This window comes from Flavivirga jejuensis, from assembly GCF_030540765.1.
Classification (GTDB): Bacteria; Bacteroidota; Bacteroidia; order Flavobacteriales; family Flavobacteriaceae; genus Flavivirga; species Flavivirga jejuensis.
Window position 1 is genome coordinate 257,934 of record NZ_JAUOEL010000005.1, and the last position, 19,636, is coordinate 277,569.

A 19,636-nucleotide genomic window follows, 5' to 3' on the forward strand; every position below is an offset into this window, starting at 1 on the left:
CAGAAATACGTATTAAAAAATAAACGTTATTAAATCATGAAAGTTCAAACAGGCTTGGATGTTTTCCTAAGGGATAAAACGCATCAAAATAAATATAAAGGAAACGTAGCATTATTATGCCATAATGCATCTATCGATTCCACATTTACACACGCAGCAGTAAAATTTAAAGAAATATTTGGTTCAAGATTTATAAAAATGTTTGGGCCACAGCATGGTTTTTCAACAGATGTGCAAGACAATATGGTTGAAACAAATCATTATATACATCCACATTTTAACATACCTGTCTACTCCCTTTATTCAGAAACACGCATTCCTACAGACGAGATGTTAGAAAATATTGATCACTTTTTTATTGATTTGCAAGATGTAGGCTGCAGAATATACACATACATCTATACGCTTACACTATTGCTTGAAAAATGTGTTGATAAGGATATCCAAATTATTGTACTAGACCGCCCCAATCCCATTAACGGCATTGATATCGAGGGAAATCTTGTAGAACCAGAATTTGAATCATTTGTTGGCCGTCACCCAATTCCGATACGTCATGGAATGACTATTGGGGAAGTGGGGTTAATGCATCAAAATTTATGGGCTAAAGGAAAAACAAACTTCGAAATAATAAAAATGCAACATTGGAAAAGAGACATGTTTTTTGAAGACACGAAATTGCCGTGGCTTTTACCTTCGCCGAATCTTGCAAGAGCAGAAAGTGCTTTAACTTTTGCAGCGACTGTTTTTTATGAAGGCACACTTTTAAGTGAAGGGCGTGGTACATCACAGCCATTAGAAATTGTAGGGCACCCAAAAATAGAACCCTATTCTTTTTATGAGAATCACATGTCCCAAAGTATAAAAAAATCAAAACTCGAGGGTTTTGTTTTAAGACCCATAACCTTCCTACCTACCTTTCAAAAACATGGAAATACTGTTTGCGGCGGCTTTCAAATTCATGTAACCAATAAAGCAGCTTTCAGGCCTTGGCGCGTAGGGCAATTTATTTTACGAGAACTATACCATCTATTAGGAGACGATTTTGAATGGAAAAAACCGCCTTATGAATATAATTACAAGCAAAACCCTATCGATATTATTAATGGAACAGAGAAATTAAGACATTGGATAGAAAATAATGATTCCACAGAAGCCCTTGATGATTTCGAAAATTTAGAGGCTTATAAGGAACAATTTAACGCTGTAAAAATATATTAAAAGCACATAACAATTTTATATTGTATTTATGAATCCGATAGTAATCTTTTCGATCATAGCAATTTATTTTGCCGTGCTTATGGTAATATCATATCTTACTTCAAAAGATACCAGCGATAATACATTTTACACAGGAGATAGAAAATCTCCTTGGCCTCTCGTAGCTTATGGGATGGTTGGTGCCGCATTATCGGGCGTCACATTTGTCTCTATTCCTGGCATGGTAAGTAATAATTTTTTCTATTATTTTCAGTTTGTTATAGGGAATGTTTTAGGATACATTTTTATTGTATTGGTGTTAATTCCCATTTACTACAAACTAAAATTAGTATCTATTTATACATACTTATCTTCTAGATTTGGGAATTACTCATACAAAACAGGATCCTTGTTTTTTTTAATATCCCAATCTTTTGGAGCGGCATTAAGACTCTTATTGGCTGCTAAAATATTACAGTATGCATTATTTGATAGTTATAACATTCCTTTTCCTGTTACCGTAATGATTATCATTTTTCTTGTGTGGATATACACAAATAAATCAGGAATAAAAACAATTGTTTGGACAGATACGCTGCAAACAACCTTTTTAATTTTTGCGGCCATTGTAGCCATTGTAATTGTTAAAAACTCTTTAGGATTATCTTTTTCCGAAACGATAACAAGTATTAAAGATCACCAATATTTTAAGTTATTTAATTGGGATTTTAATTCTAAGAACAATTTTTTTAAACAAATAATATCTGGGATGCTAATAGCGATCGCTATGATGGGCTTAGATCAAAATATAATGCAAAAAACACTAACATGTAAGAATAAAAGGGATGCTCAAAAAAATGCATTAGTATTTAGCCTTATTCTAGCAATAACACAATTCTTATTTTTAGGATTAGGAGTTGTCTTATATATTTATGCTGAAAAAAATGGCATTACTTTAGAGAAGGTAAACGGTGAATTTGTAAATACAGACACACTCTTTCCTATTTTATCTTTAAATCATTTTGGTTTATTTGCAAGTATTACTTTTATTTTAGGTATTACTGCAGCTGCCTTTTCAAGCATAGATTCTGCATTAACAGCATTAACAACTTCATTCACTCATGATTTTTTAGATATTGAAGATAAAAGTGGTAGCCAAAAAACAAACATTAAAAATAGAGTTCTTTTTGGTTTTTCTGTCATAGTGTTTATAATTATTATGTTATTTTCAAATAGTAAAGGCGATGTTATCTCTACTATTTTTAAGGTAGCAGGTTACACCTATGGACCATTACTAGGGCTTTATTTATTAGGCATTTTTACTAAAATAAAAATACATGATAAGTCCGTACCCATACTATGCATTACTGCACCCATAGCAACGTATTACTTAAATGATTACTTAATTGTTAACTTTAATTTTGACCTTGGATTTATGAATATATTCGTAAATGCACTACTTACTATTTTAAGTTTAATAATAACTCAAAAACTAATTATTGATGGAAAATAAATCAACAACCGAACAAGCTTCTCATTACAATGATTTAGAAAAAATGAGTACTCAGGATTTGCTTAAAAACATAAATAAGGAAGATAGAACTGTCGCAAATATAGTAGGAGAATCAATTCCAAAATTGGAAATATTGATAGATGTTATTGTTTCAAAAATGAAGAATAATGGAAGACTTTTTTATATTGGAGCTGGAACTAGTGGGCGATTAGGTGTTTTAGACGCTTCTGAATGCCCACCAACTTTTGGCGTTACCGACGATTGGATTATCGGTCTTATCGCAGGTGGAGATTCTGCTTTAAGAAAAGCGGTTGAAAATGCCGAAGACAATTTATATCAAGCCTGGCTAGATTTAATGGAGTATGATATAAATAAAAATGATGTGGTTATTGGAATAGCTGCCTCGGGAGGAACTCCTTATGTTATTGGAGGTGTTCGTAAAGCACGAGAAAATAATATAACAACAGCTTGTATTGTTTGTAATAATAAAAGCCCTTTATCTCTTGAAGTTGAGTACCCGATCGAATTGGTTGTGGGACCAGAATTTGTTACCGGAAGTACTAGAATGAAAGCTGGTACAGCACAAAAACTAGCACTTAACATGATCTCTACGACTGTGATGATAAAACTTGGCAAAGTAAAAGGCAATAAAATGGTAAATATGCAATTATCAAATAAAAAGCTTGTAAACAGAGGTGTGAAAATGATAGTTGACGAACTAAAAATTGAAGAAGAGCTGGCAAATAAACTATTAAGTGAACATAAAAGCGTAAAAAAAATACTTGATATTTATAAAGCTAAGTCTACTAATGAAAATTCAAACTAACGCGTTACTCTATAAAAATTTACAAGAAAATTTTTCGGGTGATATTTTTACCGATAAGTTACATTTGTCAATTTATGCCACCGATGCTTCAGCATATCGCATGTATCCTTCGGCAGTAGCTTTACCAAAAAGCAATAACGACATTAAATTATTAATAGACTTTGCTAATAAGTATCGTTTAACACTTATTCCAAGAGCAGCTGGAACCTCTTTGGCTGGTCAATGCGTAGGGCATGGTATTGTGGTTGATATTTCAAAACACTTCACCAAAATTCTAGATTTCAATAAAGAAAAGAGAACCATAAAAGTTCAACCAGGTGTTATACGAGATGAATTAAATGCGTTTTTAAAACCCCATGGATTGTTCTTTGGCCCTAACACCTCTACAAGTAATCGTTGTATGATTGGTGGGATGATAGGTAATAATTCTTCAGGTACCACATCGATACAATATGGAGTAACCCGCGATAAAGTTTTGGGATTAAAGACCCTTTTAAGTGATGGTTCAGAAGCTGTATTTCATGCAATCTCTAAAAAAGAATTTATAGAAAAAACAGAGAAAAACACTTTAGAAGGGGCGATTTATAATAAGTTGTACCAAGAATTATCACCTGCTGAGGTTCAAAAAGAAATTCTTAAGGAATTCCCTAAATCTGGTATCCATAGAAGAAATACAGGGTATGCTATTGATACCTTGCTTCAAACAGAACTATTTGATCATTCTAGTGAACAAATTAATATAGCAAAATTATTATGTGGAAGCGAAGGCACCTTAGCGTTTACTACTGAAATAACTCTACAATTAGACAGGTTGCCGCCTTCTGAAAAAATGATGATTGCTGTTCATTTTAATAGCATCCAAGAAAGTATGGAAGCAATTCCAACAGCGATGAAGTATAACTTATATACTTGTGAATTAATGGATAAAACCATTTTAGATTGCACTAAAAATAACAGAGAGCAAATTAAAAACAGGTTTTTTATTGAAGCAGACCCTCAAGCCGTTTTAATGCTTGAAATCTGCACCCATTCCACTGAAAATACGAATCAATTAGCCAACAAGTTAATTGATGAATTAAAAGAACATAATTGGGGTTACGCATATCCTAAATTATTAAATAATGATATTAATAAAGCACACAACCTCAGAAAAGCAGGTTTAGGATTATTAGGAAACATTGTTGGGGATAATAAAGCGGTTCCTTGTATTGAAGATACAGCTGTAGAAATAAAAGATTTGCCGAATTATATTTCAGAATTCACTAAATTAATGGAAGCATTTGGGCAAAAAGTAGTGTATTATGCACATGCTGGTGCTGGAGAATTGCATCTACGTCCTATTTTGAATTTAAAGAAAAAAAAGGATGTTATTTTATTTAGAGACATTACAAGCCAGACAGCAAAATTAGTAAAAAAATATGGCGGTTCCTTTAGTGGTGAACATGGTGATGGTATTGTGAGAGCGGAATTTATACCTCTTATGATAGGAGCTAAGAATTATGAACTTTTAAAAAAAGTGAAACATATTTTTGATCCTAATAACATTTTTAACAAAGGAAAAATAGTAGCGCCTTATTTAATGGATGAAAACCTGAGGTATGAAGCAGATAGAGAAGAACCACAAATAAATACGCTTTTAGACTTCTCAGACAGTTTGGGTATTTTAAGAGCCACCGAAAAATGTAATGGTTCTGGCGATTGCAGAAAATTACCTTCGGCAGGAGGAACAATGTGTCCAAGTTATAGAGCAACAAGAAATGAAAAAGATACAACAAGAGCACGAACCAATGCCTTGCGAGAGTTTTTAACCAACTCCACCAAACCTAATAAATTCAATCATGAGGAGCTTAAAGATGTCTTTGACCTTTGCTTAAGTTGTAAAGCATGTGCTAGCGAATGCCCAAGTAATGTAGATGTCGCTATTTTAAAAGCCGAATTTTTACATCAGTATTATAAAAAAAATAGCATTCCTTTTAGAACAAAAATGTTTGCGAATAATGTTAAATGGAATAAAATAAACAGCTATTTCCCTACTTTAACAAATCTTTTATTAAATGCAAGTATATCAAAAAAAATAATAGGAATTGCTTCTCAAAGGCATGTGCCTAAGTTGTCAAAAATAACAGTATATCATTGGTATAGCAAAAACAAAAAACAGTTGTTAAATCAAAAAAATATACATGGAGAATTATATCTGTTTATTGATGAGTTTACTAATTATTATGATGTGAACATCGGTATAGATGCTATAGAATTATTAACAAAATTGGGCTACAAAGTACATATAACGAAGCATGAAGAAAGTGGGCGTAGTTTTATTTCCAAAGGATTACTTGATAAAGCCAAAAAAACAGCAAATTTTAATGTTGCTTTTTTTAAAGAATTGATCACAAACAAAACCCCTTTAGTTGGTATTGAACCATCAGCCATATTAACGTTTAGAGATGAATATTTAAGATTGTCTGATGATAAAGTTGCGGCAAAAAAAATAGCAGAAAATGTATTTACAATAGAAGAATTTATAAGCATGGAGTTGCAAAAAAAACATATAACGGCCAATCGTTTTAAAGAGGAAAAAAAGACATTGAAAATACATGGACATTGCCATCAAAAAACCTTAAGTACTATAGAATCTACATTTAAAATGCTTTCTATTCCTAAAAACTATGATGTTACAATTATTACTTCTGGATGTTGTGGAATGGCTGGGTCTTTTGGATACGAAAAAGAACATTACGATATAAGCATGGAAATTGGTGAAACCACATTATTTCCAAAAATAAGAAAGATGAAAAAAGATACGATTATTGTAGCTTCGGGAACAAGTTGCAGGCACCAAATAAAAGACGGAACCAATCGAAATTCAAAACATCCCGTTACAATTTTAAAAGAAGCATTGATTTAAATTGAAATTAATAATACGAACATATAATTTACAGTTAAAACATCCTTTTACAATCTCAAGAGGAGCCACCAGAACGGTTATTCCCTCTGTAATAGTTGAGCTTCAAGAACATGGTTTTTCTGGCTATGGAGAAGCAACAGAAAACGTATACTATAATAAAACGGCCAAACAATTGGTGCAAGAACTTATTGAAAAACGCGAAATTGTTGAAGTTTCTTCAGGAAGAACACCTAAAGCATATTGGAACTATTTATTGCCACATTTTGATAAAAACATGTTTTTATTATGTGCCTTAGATGAAGCATATCATGATTTGTATACAAAAATTAAAGGCGTTAAACTCTATGAATATTGGGGATTAAAATTGGAAAAATTACCCCAAACAAATTATACTATTGGAATTGATTCTATCGAAAATATGGTCGCTAAAATGAATGAAACACCTTGGCCCATTTATAAAATTAAATTAGGAACTAAAAGAGATCTTGAAATAGTTACCGAATTAAGAAAGCATACCAATTCAATATTTAGAATTGATGCGAATTGTGGATGGACTGTAGATGAAACCATAAAGTACTCATATGAATTTAAAAAACTGGGCGTTGAATTCATTGAGCAACCTCTACCAGCAACTAACTGGAAAGATGCTAAAAAAGTATTTAAAGGTTCCTGCTTACCAATTATTGCTGATGAAAGCTGTATTGTAGAAACAGATATCAATAAATGCCACAACCATTTTCATGGAGTTAATATAAAACTAATGAAATGTGGTGGTTTAACACCTGCTAAAAGAATGATAGCCAAAGCTAAATTGTTAGGATTGAAAACCATGGTTGGTTGTATGACGGAGTCTTCAGTTGGCATTTCAGCCATTGCACATCTAACACCTATGTTAGATTATGTGGATATGGATGGGGTATTATTATTAAAAAATGACACTGCTAAAGGTGTGAAAATAGAACATGGAAACGTGCAGTTTCCGAATATAAATGGAACAGGAGTAAAATTAAATGAAAATGAAGAAACTAATTATAGCTAGTACTTTTTTGGTATGTCTTGCAGGCTACGCACAACAAGAAGAACCATTACTTACTACAGATGTAGAAAATCAAAAAAAGTGGGTGGATAGTATCATGAAAAACCTAACCATAGACCAAAAAATAGGTCAGCTTTTTATGGTTCAAGCCTATTCCAATAAAGATAAAAAGCATCAGAATTTTATTAAAAAAATGATAAAACAATATCATATTGGCGGTCTTATTTTTATGCAAGGGACTCCTGAAAAACAAGTAAAACTAACAAATCAATACCAGTCAAAGTCTAAAATTCCTTTACTTATAGGCTTTGATGGCGAGTGGGGTTTAAATATGAGATTAAAAAATACGTTTCGTTACCCTTGGAATATGACTTTGGGAGCCGTAGAAAACAATACATTAATTGAGTTATTTGGTAAACAACTTGGAACGCATTGCAAACGGGTTGGTATTCATATTAATTTTGCTCCTGTTGTTGATATTAATACAAATCCTAAAAATCCAATTATAGGAAGCCGATCTTTTGGAGAAAACAAATACAATGTCACAGAAAAAGCAATTGCTTTTACTAAAGGCATGCAGAGCGCAGGGGTTTTAGCAAATGCAAAACATTTTCCTGGGCATGGAGATACTTCAACAGATTCTCACAAAACACTGCCTTTTCTAGACTTTGATTTAAAACGGTTAGAGTCCATAGAATTGTATCCTTACAAGCAACTATTCGATTCAGATTTAGCAAGTGTTATGATTGCTCACTTAAATGTACCATCCTTAGAACCAAAAGAAGGCGTTCCAACATCTATTTCGTATAAAGTAGTTACAGAGCTTTTAAAAAATAAAATGAATTTTAAGGGTTTAATTTTTACTGATGCTTTAAATATGAAAGGCGCTGCTAATTATGCCGAACCTGGTGCTATTGATTTAGCTGCTTTTCTTGCAGGAAATGATATTTTGCTCATTCCTGAGGATATAAAGGAAGCTGTAAAAAAAATAAAAACGGCACTTGAAAATAATATATTTAATGAAGCACGTTTAAATCAATCTGTTCGAAAAATATTGTTGGCTAAATACTATGTGGGTTTAAATAATTTTGTTCCAATAAAAGAGGAGGGTATTAAAGATGATATTATTACTTCAACAGATAAACTGTTATATAGATCTTTAATGGAAGAAGCCATAACCCTTGTAAAAAATGATGATGCAACACTTCCTATTCATGATTTATCTAAAACCAAGATAGCCTATGTTAAACTGGGAGATTCCAATCATTTTAACTTTACAAATACATTGAATAAGTACACACAAGTTGATGTTATTTCTGAAGACAACTTAACGGACTTACTTCAGAAATTAAAACCGTATCATACTGTAATTGTAGGGTATCATAAATCAAACGAAACCCCTTGGAAACGTTTTAAAATGTCTGAGGATGAATTAATCTGGTTGCAAGAAATTTCTAAAAACCACAAAGTGATATTAGATGTTTTTGCAAGCCCATATGCGCTTTTGGATATTGATGATTTTAGTACTATTGATGCTGTTGTAGTATCCTATCAAAATAGTAAAGTGTCGCAAGAGATTTCTGCACAAATGATTTTTGGAGCATTAGAAATTAAAGGAAAACTACCCGTTTCCATTAAAAATATATTTCCAGAAGGCACTGGTATAACAACTCCTGGTTTATTAAGACTTTCCTATTCTATTCCAGAAGATGTGGGCATGAGTAGTAAATTATTAGCAAAAATAGATACTGTAACAAAAAAGGTAGTAGATTCTTCAATGGCTCCTGGAGGTCAGGTTTTAGTTGCACGTTATGGAAAAGTAATCTACCATAAAAGTTTTGGTTACCATACCTATAATAAAAAACAAAAAGTAAGATTGACAGATCTTTATGATTTGGCTTCGGTTACCAAAATATTAGGAGGACTTCCATTAATCATGAAAAGCGAAGAAATGGGGCTCTTTAATTTGAATACCACACTTGGTGAAATATTACCCTATTTAAAAGCGACCAATAAAGATACGATTACTACCAAAGAAGCATTATCACATACTGGAAGAATAAAGCCATGGATTCCTTATTATTTAGAAACGATCGATATCATTGCTAAAACACCTTTAAAAGAATACTATAGTACCATTAAAAGCAAAGATTTTTCAATAAAAGTGGCTGAAGATTTATATTTAATTAATTCATACACAGATTCCATCTATAAAAAAATAGCAGAGGCACCACAGCGAACAGAAGTAGGTTATAAATACAGTGGTTTGGTTTTCTATTTATTTAAAAAATATATAGAAACCACCTTCAATAAAAAAATGGATGCTCTTGATAATGAGGAATTCTACAAACCATTAGGAGCAACAACGCTAACCTATAATCCACTAAATAAGTTCAATCCATCTGAAATTGTTCCTTCTGAAATAGACAATTATTTTAGAAATCAAACGCTTCATGGTCATGTTCATGATATGGGAGCAGCTATGATGAATGGGGTAAGTGGCAATGCAGGCCTTTTTGGAAATTCAAACGATGTTGCTAAAATGATGCAAATGTATTTACAAGGGGGGTACTATGGCGGTAAAAGGTATTTTGAATCAAAAACCATTCACAAATTTAATCATAGGTATTATGAAAGAGATAGTATTCGAAGAGGGCTTGGTTTCGATAAGCCTCAATTAAAATTAGAAGACAAAGTGACTAGTAAATACGCATCTGCAAATAGCTTTGGTCATAGTGGTTTTACAGGAACCTATACTTGGGCAGATCCTGAAACTGGCCTTTTATATGTTTTTTTATCAAACCGAGTATATCCAACCATGGCTAACAATAAGTTAGGAGAGAGAAATATAAGAACAGATATCCTGGATTTAATTTATGAAGCAATTGAAGAATAAATATAAAATGGAAATTAAATACAAACCTGCTGGACAATTTGAAGAAACACGTTTTGAAAAAATTCATAATGTTATTTTTAATTCTTCAACCGAGGGCTCTTTAACAGTTGCTAGAGAAATAGCAGATTTAATTAAAGACAAACAAAAATCTAATGCAAACTGTATTTTAGGGCTAGCCACAGGGTCTTCACCTATAAAAGTTTATGAAGAACTTATTAGAATACATAAAGAAGAAAGCTTAAGCTTTGCCAATGTTATTACTTTTAATTTGGACGAATATTATCCAATGGATAAGAATAATATTCAAAGTTATTATTACTTCATGCATGAACATCTTTTTAATCATGTAGATATTTTACCAGAAAATATTAATATACCCAATGGAAGTGTAAGCAGTGAAGACCTATATGAATATTGTATAGATTATGAAATGAAAATTAAGGCGCTTGGAGGACTCGATTTTGAATTACTAGGCATTGGTAGAACAGGGCATATTGGATTTAACGAACCTGGGTCTCATTTTAATTCAGGCACAAGAAATATAACCTTAGATCACATCACTCGTGTTGATGCTGCACCAGCATTTTTAGGAATAGATAATGTTCCTAGAAAAGCGATTACTATGGGTGTAGGTACAGTAAGAAGTGCAAAAAGAATTGTGCTGTTAGGTTGGGGAATTAGTAAAGCAAACATCCTTAAAAAAACCATTGAAGGTGAGATCACATCACATGTGCCTGCAACATATTTACAAGAGCATAACAATACAACTTTTGTTTTAGATAAAGGAGCCTCTACAGAATTAACCAGAATAAAAACACCATGGATAGTAACATCGTGTTTGTGGACAGAAGCTCTTAAATTAAAAGCAGTTGTTTGGCTAAGTGAATTAACGAATAAACCTTTTCTTAAATTAACAGATAAAGATTATAATGATCATGGGATGTCTGCCCTTTTAGCAGAAGAAGGTACTGCATATGATTTAAACATTAAAATGTTTAATAAACTACAACATACCATTACTGGTTGGCCGGGAGGAAAACCAAATTCAGATGATTCTAATAGACCAGAACGTGCAAATATTCCTAAAAAAAGAGTTATTATTTTTAGTCCGCACCCAGATGATGATGTTATTTCGATGGGTGGTACTTTTGATAGACTTGTTGAACAAGGGCACGATGTACATATTGCTTACCAAACTTCTGGGAATATTGCGGTTTCAGACGAAGAAGCTTTAAAGTTTGCCGAAATATCTATGTCTCTCACCCCAGATTGTAAAGCATCGCATGCTATTATTGATAACTTAAATAATAAAACAGGAAATAATGTTGATTCACATGAAGTAAGAAGGTTAAAAGGATTAATAAGACGAAGTGAATCACTGGCAGCTACTAGATATTTGGGCTTAGATGATGCTAATGTTCATTTTTTAGACCTTCCGTTTTATGAAACTGGTACCGTTAAAAAGAATAATTTGTCGCAAGACGACATAGATATTATGTGTCGCTTAATAGAGGCTATAAAACCACACCAAATTTATGCGGCAGGAGATTTGGCAGACCCCCATGGTACACACAAAGTATGTTTAGATGCTTTATTTGAAACCTTAGAAAAATTAAAACACAACAAATATATGGACGATTGCAGGGTTTGGTTATACCGTGGCGCATGGCATGAATGGGAATCTTATCAAATAGAAATGGCCGTTCCTATGAGTCCAGACCAAGTATTGAAAAAAAGACACGCTATTTTTTATCACCAATCACAAAAAGATGGGGTGATGTTTCAAGGTGACGATTCCAGAGAGTTTTGGGTACGTGTAGAAGATAGAAATAGATTAACAGCAAAAAAATATAATGATCTTGGTTTAGCAGATTATGCAGCGATTGAAGCTTTTAAGCGGTATCATTTTAATTAACGTGAACTCGATGTAAACTAAAACAGATAAATAATATTTATGTTATTGATAAGAGGTGTTTTGTCAATGTCGACAGAGCAAGTCATGAGTGATGAGACATCTCATAAAGATGAGGTACTTCATCAAAAGCTACGTTTCATACCTTCGAACAAAATACATATCAGAATAAACCAATTTAAATCAGACAGTGTGTAATTAGCTTATTATTAGGTATTAACGTGTCTTTTCCTATACAGAAAAAATAAGATCCCTTCTATTTTACCAGAGGCTGTTTTTCGTAATATAGAAAATGCTTTAGTAATATGTCCTTCAACCGTTTTTATGGAAATATTAAGGTAATCAGATATTTCCATATTGGTAAGGCCGTCTTTTCTACTTAACAAAAAAGTTTCTTTACATTTTTTTGGCAAATTTTTAATACCCTCAGTAACTAATGCAATTTTTTGTTCTAATAATTCCGAATTACTACTATCAACCGTTTCATCAATAGCTTCAATATAAACTTTTTCTAGATTAGAAATAGCTCTTGTTTGATGGTACTGATTAATAAATTCATTATAAGTAGTCTTATACAAAAAGCTTTTTATTGAATAATCAGGATTCAATCGTTTTCTAAATTCCCAAGACTTTAGAAAAACGGTTTGTACAATATCCTCAGATTGAGCATGGTCATTTGTTAGACTTAACGCATAAATAAAAAGAGGTTTGTGGTAAGTCTTAACCAAATAAGTGTAGGCATTCTCATTTCCTTTTTTAAGGCTTTCGATGAATTCTACATTATTAATATATGGAAAAGACATAGTGAAAAACTGTAAATTCTAATTTATCAGCACGTAAATATGATAAAATAATAATAAAAAAAGCAAAAAAATGTAAAAAAAGCAAGGGTTGTTTCATTCTGCCTTGTAATATATGTAAAGTTAAGGTATTAAAAATGACTCCAAAAATTGAAAAAATAGTAATAAAGTATATAACGCAATCGGCAACGGTAAGTGATTTGGATACGCTTTCTGAATGGATTAAAACCCCTGCAAATAAAATAGCCTTTAAAGATTATATACAATCACACTATGCAATAATACATAGTATGAACAATCCAGATACAAAAAAGGCACTTGAACAACTCCTTTTGAGAATAAAAAAAGAAAAAACATTAGTTTATAGACTAAGAAGACAACCAATTTACAAATATGCAGCTGCAGCTGTAGTAGTTGGAATAATGGTTTCAGCTTATTTATTTAAAAATAATTTATCCGATATACCTGTTGAGTCCACCCCAGTAATTGTAGATACTAATACTATTGTACCTGGAACAGACAAAGCAACTTTAACTCTAGGTGATGGTACTGTTGTGGCATTGGAAAAAGGAAGTACTTACCAAACACAAAATGCTAATAGCAATGGAGAAGAAATAATATACAAGGCTGGCAATAAAAAAACGAATGAGATTGTATATAACTATTTAACCATTCCAAGAGGAGGTGAATTTCATATGGTTATGGCAGACGGAACAGAAGTTTGGTTAAATTCAGAATCTCAACTTAAATATCCAGTATCATTTATTGATGGTGTGACTCGTGAAGTTCAACTCGTTTATGGTGAAGCCTATTTTGATGTATCTCCTAGTACAAATCATAAAGGTGCAAAATTTAAAGTATTAAATCAATCTCAAGAAATAGAAGTTTTGGGAACAGCGTTTAATATAAAAGCTTATAAAGATGAAACGAATATATACACGACGTTAGTTGAGGGTAAAGTAGTCGTAAATAGCGGGACTTCAAAACAATATTTAGTACCTAATCAACAATCAAATTTTGATCTAAAAAATAATAGTATTACGGTTTATAAAGTAGATGTAAATACCGAAATTTCATGGAAAGATGGCATTTTCAGTTTTAAAGGAAAACCATTAAAAGACATCATGAAAGTGATTTCAAGGTGGTATGATGTTGATATAATTTTTGAAAATAAAGATTTAGAATCAATAAAATTTAAAGGCTATTTAGATAAAAATCAGAGTATTGATCAAATTTTATTAATTATGAAATCCAATACAATAAATAATTACGAAATAATAGATAAAACTATAATACTAAAATAAGTAAGATTTTATTTAATCTCAGAAAGGAATCAAAAACTAATTTATTAACTCAAAAATTATAGCCTATGCAATAAAAGAACAAACAAAAAGAGGATAAAGTTTAACCGTCTAAAGTCTAAAGCTCTACCCCCTTGGTATTATTATCAAATTAATTAAAATGTTTTAACTAACTAAATAACACACAAATTTATGGAAATTAAATTAACTAGTCTCTGTTTTCTATTCAGAAAGCGGTTTTTAATGATCATTATGAGAACATTCATTTTCTTATGTTTCACTTCTGTTTTTGCTTTAATACCTGATAATGTTGTATCACAAAATTCTAAAATTAAGATAGAAGAATCACGAACATTAACAGTTGATGAGGTGTTTGACTTAATCATGGATCAAACGGATTATAAATTTTTTTACGAAGAAGGCATATTTAATAACCTTCCCAAGGTAGAATTAAAAAAAGGCATTATAAGTACCAATAAGTTGTTGAAAAAAAGCTTATCGCTGGAAAATCTAGACATTACGGTAACTGCTAATAATGCTATTTTAATAAAAGAAAAACCTAAAAGAAAAGTCATTGTCCAACAAGGTTATAACCTAAAAGGAACAGTTAAAGATGCCAATGGACAACCATTACCAGGAGCAAACATCATAGAAAAAGGAACAACAAACGGCTCACAAACCGATTTTGATGGAAATTTTTCGATTACTGTAGCTAATAAAAAATCGATACTCGTTATTTCATACTTAGGCTTTTTAACAAGCGAAGTTCCTGTAAATGGACAAACAACAATTAATGCCGCTTTAAGTGAAGATTCTGCTAAATTAGACGAAATAGTTGTTGTTGGTTATGGTTCACAAAAGAAAGTAAACCTTACGGGATCTGTAGTAAGTGTAAAAGGCGATGATATAAATAAAAGACCAATTACACAGGGTTCACAGGCATTACAAGGAGTCGCTTCGGGGGTGTTTATAAATACCAATTCAGGAGAACCTGGTGCAGATACCGCTACTGTTAATATTAGAGGTATAGGTACTTTAAACGACTCAGATCCATTAGTTTTAATTGATGGTATAGAGGGACCATTGAATAGTGTTAATTCAAATGATATTGAATCTATAAATGTATTGAAGGATGCGGCATCTGCGTCTATTTATGGAACAAGAGCTGCAAATGGCGTTGTGTTAATTACGACAAAAAGAGGGGCCATTGGAGCACCTTCTGTAACTTATAATACATACTATGGTGTAACCTCTCCAACAGTTTTAGCTAATACGGTAACAGATACTAAAACATATTTAGAAACATATGTTAAAGCTGCCGAATATTCTGGAAGAACTCACCCTTTTACACCAGAATTAATAGATGAGATTGCAGCTTTAGGATCTAAAGATTGGCTTGGAGATTACGTTAATACGGGTTCTGTACAAAATCATGATGTTGCTGTTTCTGGAGGCTCAGAAAATGTTAAATACCGTTGGTCTACAAGTTATTTAGATCAAAATAGTTATTTAGAAGGCGATTACTATTTAAAACGACTAAACACGCGATTAAATTTAGACGTTAAAGTAAGTGATAAAATTAAAGTCGGTACGTCATTATCTTATGTAAATACTGATAATAGACAAGCTCCAAAAAATGATGCTCCAGCAACTAGTACTAGTCGTGGTATATCATCAGCAGAAGGTCAAGGGGTTGTTCCTACATATTCAGGTGACGGAAATAAAGGAAGCTTTTTATTTACCATACTTAATGTAAGTGCGCCAAACGCATTCGTTTATGATGAGTTTGGAAGGTATGGTGGTACAGGTGGCGAGTCATCAAGATCACAACGTCATAACCCACAGGCATTAATAGATAACCAATGGGTAAATATAGATGGTAATGAGTTTTTAGGTAACGCTTTTGTAGAATACGCACCTTTAGAAGGGCTTAAAGTTAGATATACATCTGCAATAAACTTTCAACAAGAATCACATGAGGATATTCGTTTAGAGCATGAACAATATGATAGATTTGGTAATCTTTCAGCTACTCGTGAGGCAGGTAGTGTTTTAATAGCAAGAGAGTCTACTATACTTAATTATACCAATTGGTTACAAGCTACTTATGAAAAATCTATAGGAGATCATAATTTTAATTTTCTTATTGGTGCTAATCAAGAAACATCAACCGTTAGAAGAATAGCGACATTCGAAAAAGGGTTTGGGTCTACATCTTTAGTTAGAATAGGAAATGGAACCGAAGCGGTAGATATTACAAATTACGGTGGTGAATGGGCATTACAGTCTGTTTTTGGTAGGTTAAATTATAATTACAAAGACAAATATTTATTAGAAGCAAATGTAAGACGAGATGGGTCTTCAAGATTTGGTTCAGAGAGCAGATGGGCAACTTTTCCTGGAGTATCTGTAGGTTATGTACTTTCAAAAGAAGATTTTTGGAAAGGAGATTTTGTTAGCCATTTAAAACTAAGAGGTTCTTGGGGAAAATTAGGAGTTCAAAGTTCTAATTTATATCCGTATGCATCTGAAGTAGTTTTAGGTACCGATTATGATGGTGTTTCTGGGGCTGCATTAACTAAATTAGGGAACCCAGATTTGGCATGGGAAGAAACTACTGTGAATGATATTGGTTTTGATGTTAAGTTTTTTGGTGGAAAAGTGTCTTTGGAAGCAGATTATTATATAAAAAAGAGTCTAGGTATTTTAACAGACCTTGCAAACCCACTTACCAGTGGTGTAGATTCCGATATATCTATTAATGCAGCTTCCATAGAAAATAAAGGATTCGATATATCACTTAATACATACCACAACATTGGTGATTTAAAAATCTCAATAGGTGGAAATGTAACACATGTTAAAAATAAAGTTCTTGAAATTGACCCTAGTTTATCTAGTGAAGATGATAGAAGACGTGTTGGTCAAGGTTGGTTAATTCGTGGAGAGCCTATTAATTCTTTTTTCGGTCATGAATTTGGAGGAATCTATCAAGTAGAAGATTTTGATACTAATGGCGATTTAGTTGACCCTCTTGATACTAGCTGGTTAGGAAATAATGAACCACGTGCTGGTGATATCAAATATACAGATCAAAACAATGACGGCGCAATCAACGAGGACGATATGGTTGTTATTGGTAATCCAAACCCAGAATGGCTATATGGTTTTAACTTAGATTTTGAATATAAAAGATGGGATTTAGGAGTATTGTTCCAAGGTATTGGTACTGCAAATTCGTTAGTAAATAGATATACAGGTAATTTTGGACATTCAGGTTTAAGAGAATATTGGTTAGGTGGTTGGACAGAAGAAAACCGTAGTAATACGGTGCCAAGAATATTTGTTGACCGAGAAGGTTGGAACGGAAATACTATAGAAGGTGTTGGTGGTCTAGCACAAACGTCTAATTGGATTATTGATAGGTCTTATTTACGATTGAAAAATATTGTTATAGGATACACATTACCAGAGGAAATATTAGAAAAATTTTCAATTGATTATTTAAGACTTTATGTAAGTGGGCAAAATTTATGGACAAAGTCAAATCTTGATGATTTAGACCCAGAGAGAAATGCATTTACAAATCATTTTGCAGCAACTATGCCTCAATCAAAGGTTATTACACTTGGACTTAATTTAAAATTTTAAAAATTATATTATGAAATTATTTATAAAAACATGCATATTATTTTTATGCATCACGAATATCTCATGTGATAGTTTAGAATTAGAACCCTTAAATTCGATTGCTTCTGAAAATTTTTATATTTCTGGAGAAAATTTGAATGCTGGATTGCACGGTATTTATGATGCCTTGCAACTTAATGGTGTGTATGGTAAACAATTGCAGTTAGATGGTATAAGTGATAATTGTATCGTTGTTTCTAATTTTACACCTGATATGTTTGCTTTTGCTGCTGGTTCGCAACTACAAGTCGCTTCATCATTTATAGACATGTATCAAGATGGCTATGTAGTAATTCAAAGGGCTAATCTGTTATTAGATAATGCAGATCTTATAGAGGGTATAGCGCCAGATGACGAAGACTTAATTGCTGCTAAGGCCGAAGCTAGAGCCTTAAGAGCACTAGCTTATATGAAGTTAGTGTACTTATTTGGAGATGTCCCTTTTACATTAACTACTATGTCTAGAGAGGAAGCATTACAAATAAGTAGAACGGATCGTAATACAGTTATTGATTTTGTATTAGACGAATTCGCAGCTACTGCAGCACTTTTAAACGCTGTATCTTCAGACGGAAGGCTAACTAAACAAGCCGTTTTAGGTTTTCACGCAAAAGTAATGCTATACGAAGCAAGAATAGGTAACCAAACTTGGGCAAATGCTCTTACGGCAATAAATGCTGCAAAATCGGCCGCAATAAATGGCGGGCATAGTTTAGTAGATACAGACACACCTGATAATGATTATAAATCGTTATTTACAGAAGCTAATGAGGGTAATTCTGAATTTATTTTTTCAGTAAAATTTAGCTCTATCGATCTCTCAACCTCTTATAAAGAAGAATTTTCATGGGATGCTGGGGCATTATTTATGCATATTCATCAAAATTTTGCAGATGCTTATGATTATGCAGATGGTTCAGATTATAACCCAATTGATGATACTTATGTGGGTAGAGACCCTAGGTTAAGTGTAAATATTATGCACGAGGGACTTACTTTTAATGGATTAACTTATGACGGAACCGATACAGGAGGTTTTGTAAGTTCTAATTCACCTGGTACAGCTACAAATTTATTTGTAAATAAGTTTTGTACAACCGATTTTACTTCAAGTTTTAATGAAGGAACATTAGATGTGCCTGTATTACGATATGCTGATATATTATTAATGGAAGCAGAAGCTTTGAACGAAACAGGTGGCGATGGTCATACACCATTGAACTTAGTAAGAGATAGAGCTGGATTACCTGCTTTATCAGGTCTTTCGCAAAGTGCTCTTAAAGATGAAATAATTCATGAACGTAGAGTAGAATTAGCTTTTGAAGGTCAACGTTGGTTTGATTTAATTACACTTGGTATAGCCGAAAATACAATTAATGCTATTGTAGAAGAAAATGCTACCGTAGATAGAGGCTTTACAGTAAACAGGAATGAATTATTACCTATTCCCCAAACGGAAATAGAAGCAAATCCAAATTTATTGCCACAAAACCCAGGGTATTAAATTTTAAGAATTGTTATAGTAGTTTGCTGAATTAGTTTTTTACAAGAGGCTGT

The 19,636-nt window shown here is 32.4% G+C and carries 11 protein-coding genes; 10 read left to right on the forward strand and 1 reads right to left on the reverse strand.

What is annotated here, in order from left to right:
* Positions 1 to 36: 36 nt before the first annotated feature.
* From Q4Q40_RS15095 to nagB, 7 genes are read left to right on the forward strand one after another with little or no spacing between them, the layout of a single operon-like run.
* Positions 37 to 1,221, forward strand: coding sequence for an exo-beta-N-acetylmuramidase NamZ family protein (locus Q4Q40_RS15095; RefSeq protein WP_303302732.1), 1,185 nt, complete (start codon positions 37 to 39; stop codon positions 1,219 to 1,221).
* A 28-nt stretch (positions 1,222 to 1,249) separates the two neighbouring features.
* Entirely contained in the window at positions 1,250 to 2,713 is a 1,464-nt protein-coding gene (locus Q4Q40_RS15100; RefSeq protein ID WP_303302733.1) for a sodium:solute symporter, read from the forward strand.
* Entirely contained in the window at positions 2,703 to 3,539 is an 837-nt protein-coding gene (gene murQ / locus Q4Q40_RS15105; RefSeq protein ID WP_303302734.1) for an N-acetylmuramic acid 6-phosphate etherase, read from the forward strand. The genes Q4Q40_RS15100 and murQ overlap by 11 nt, the downstream gene beginning before the upstream one ends.
* Positions 3,523 to 6,444 carry an FAD-binding and (Fe-S)-binding domain-containing protein gene (locus Q4Q40_RS15110; RefSeq protein WP_303302735.1) on the forward strand — a complete coding sequence of 974 codons (2,922 nt, stop codon included), beginning with the start codon at positions 3,523 to 3,525 and terminating at the stop codon, positions 6,442 to 6,444. Before murQ ends, Q4Q40_RS15110 begins: the two co-directional genes overlap by 17 nt.
* 1 nt (position 6,445) lies before the next feature.
* A complete protein-coding gene (locus Q4Q40_RS15115; RefSeq protein WP_303302736.1) occupies positions 6,446 to 7,483 on the forward strand; it encodes a dipeptide epimerase in 1,038 nt (345 codons plus the stop codon).
* Complete coding sequence (locus tag Q4Q40_RS15120; protein WP_303302737.1) at positions 7,461 to 10,376, forward strand: serine hydrolase domain-containing protein; 2,916 nt, start codon at positions 7,461 to 7,463, stop codon at positions 10,374 to 10,376. Before Q4Q40_RS15115 ends, Q4Q40_RS15120 begins: the two co-directional genes overlap by 23 nt.
* Positions 10,357 to 12,291 carry a glucosamine-6-phosphate deaminase gene (nagB, locus tag Q4Q40_RS15125; protein ID WP_303302738.1) on the forward strand — a complete coding sequence of 645 codons (1,935 nt, stop codon included), beginning with the start codon at positions 10,357 to 10,359 and terminating at the stop codon, positions 12,289 to 12,291. The genes Q4Q40_RS15120 and nagB overlap by 20 nt, the downstream gene beginning before the upstream one ends.
* A gap of 206 nt (positions 12,292 to 12,497) precedes the next feature.
* Here the strand turns inward: nagB and Q4Q40_RS15130 are convergent, their stop codons facing one another.
* The gene (locus Q4Q40_RS15130) at positions 12,498 to 13,091 is read right to left on the reverse strand and encodes an RNA polymerase sigma factor (protein ID WP_303302739.1); all 594 of its coding nucleotides are present in this window, start codon (positions 13,089 to 13,091) and stop codon (positions 12,498 to 12,500) included.
* Between the two features lie 134 nt (positions 13,092 to 13,225).
* On the opposite strand from Q4Q40_RS15130, the gene Q4Q40_RS15135 reads away from it, so the two are divergent.
* The 3 genes from Q4Q40_RS15135 to Q4Q40_RS15145 all read left to right on the forward strand — a co-directional run bounded on the left by Q4Q40_RS15135 (position 13,226) and on the right by Q4Q40_RS15145 (position 19,583).
* Positions 13,226 to 14,392, forward strand: a complete 1,167-nt coding sequence (locus Q4Q40_RS15135; RefSeq protein WP_303302741.1) for a FecR family protein — start codon at positions 13,226 to 13,228, stop codon at positions 14,390 to 14,392.
* 249 nt (positions 14,393 to 14,641) lie between these two features.
* Positions 14,642 to 18,040 (forward strand): SusC/RagA family TonB-linked outer membrane protein, encoded by a 3,399-nt coding sequence (locus Q4Q40_RS15140; RefSeq protein ID WP_303302742.1) that lies wholly within the window; start codon positions 14,642 to 14,644, stop codon positions 18,038 to 18,040.
* 10 nt (positions 18,041 to 18,050) lie between these two features.
* Complete coding sequence (locus Q4Q40_RS15145) at positions 18,051 to 19,583, forward strand: RagB/SusD family nutrient uptake outer membrane protein (protein ID WP_303302743.1); 1,533 nt, start codon at positions 18,051 to 18,053, stop codon at positions 19,581 to 19,583.
* Positions 19,584 to 19,636 lie beyond the last annotated feature (53 nt).

What these genes read in the sequence shown, in the direction of transcription:
- Q4Q40_RS15140 (WP_303302742.1), top strand. Translation starts at nt 14,642, where the DNA reads ATGAGAACATTCATTTTCTTATGTTTCACTTCTGTTTTTGCTTTAATA.
- Q4Q40_RS15120 (WP_303302737.1), top strand. Translation starts at nt 7,461, where the DNA reads ATGAAGAAACTAATTATAGCTAGTACTTTTTTGGTATGTCTTGCAGGC.
- Q4Q40_RS15110 (WP_303302735.1), top strand. Translation starts at nt 3,523, where the DNA reads ATGAAAATTCAAACTAACGCGTTACTCTATAAAAATTTACAAGAAAAT.
- nagB (WP_303302738.1), top strand. Translation starts at nt 10,357, where the DNA reads ATGAAGCAATTGAAGAATAAATATAAAATGGAAATTAAATACAAACCT.
- Q4Q40_RS15145 (WP_303302743.1), top strand. Translation starts at nt 18,051, where the DNA reads ATGAAATTATTTATAAAAACATGCATATTATTTTTATGCATCACGAAT.
- Q4Q40_RS15135 (WP_303302741.1), top strand. Translation starts at nt 13,226, where the DNA reads ATGACTCCAAAAATTGAAAAAATAGTAATAAAGTATATAACGCAATCG.
- murQ (WP_303302734.1), top strand. Translation starts at nt 2,703, where the DNA reads ATGGAAAATAAATCAACAACCGAACAAGCTTCTCATTACAATGATTTA.
- Q4Q40_RS15095 (WP_303302732.1), top strand. Translation starts at nt 37, where the DNA reads ATGAAAGTTCAAACAGGCTTGGATGTTTTCCTAAGGGATAAAACGCAT.
- Q4Q40_RS15130 (WP_303302739.1), bottom strand. Translation starts at nt 13,091, where the DNA reads ATGTCTTTTCCATATATTAATAATGTAGAATTCATCGAAAGCCTTAAA.
- Q4Q40_RS15100 (WP_303302733.1), top strand. Translation starts at nt 1,250, where the DNA reads ATGAATCCGATAGTAATCTTTTCGATCATAGCAATTTATTTTGCCGTG.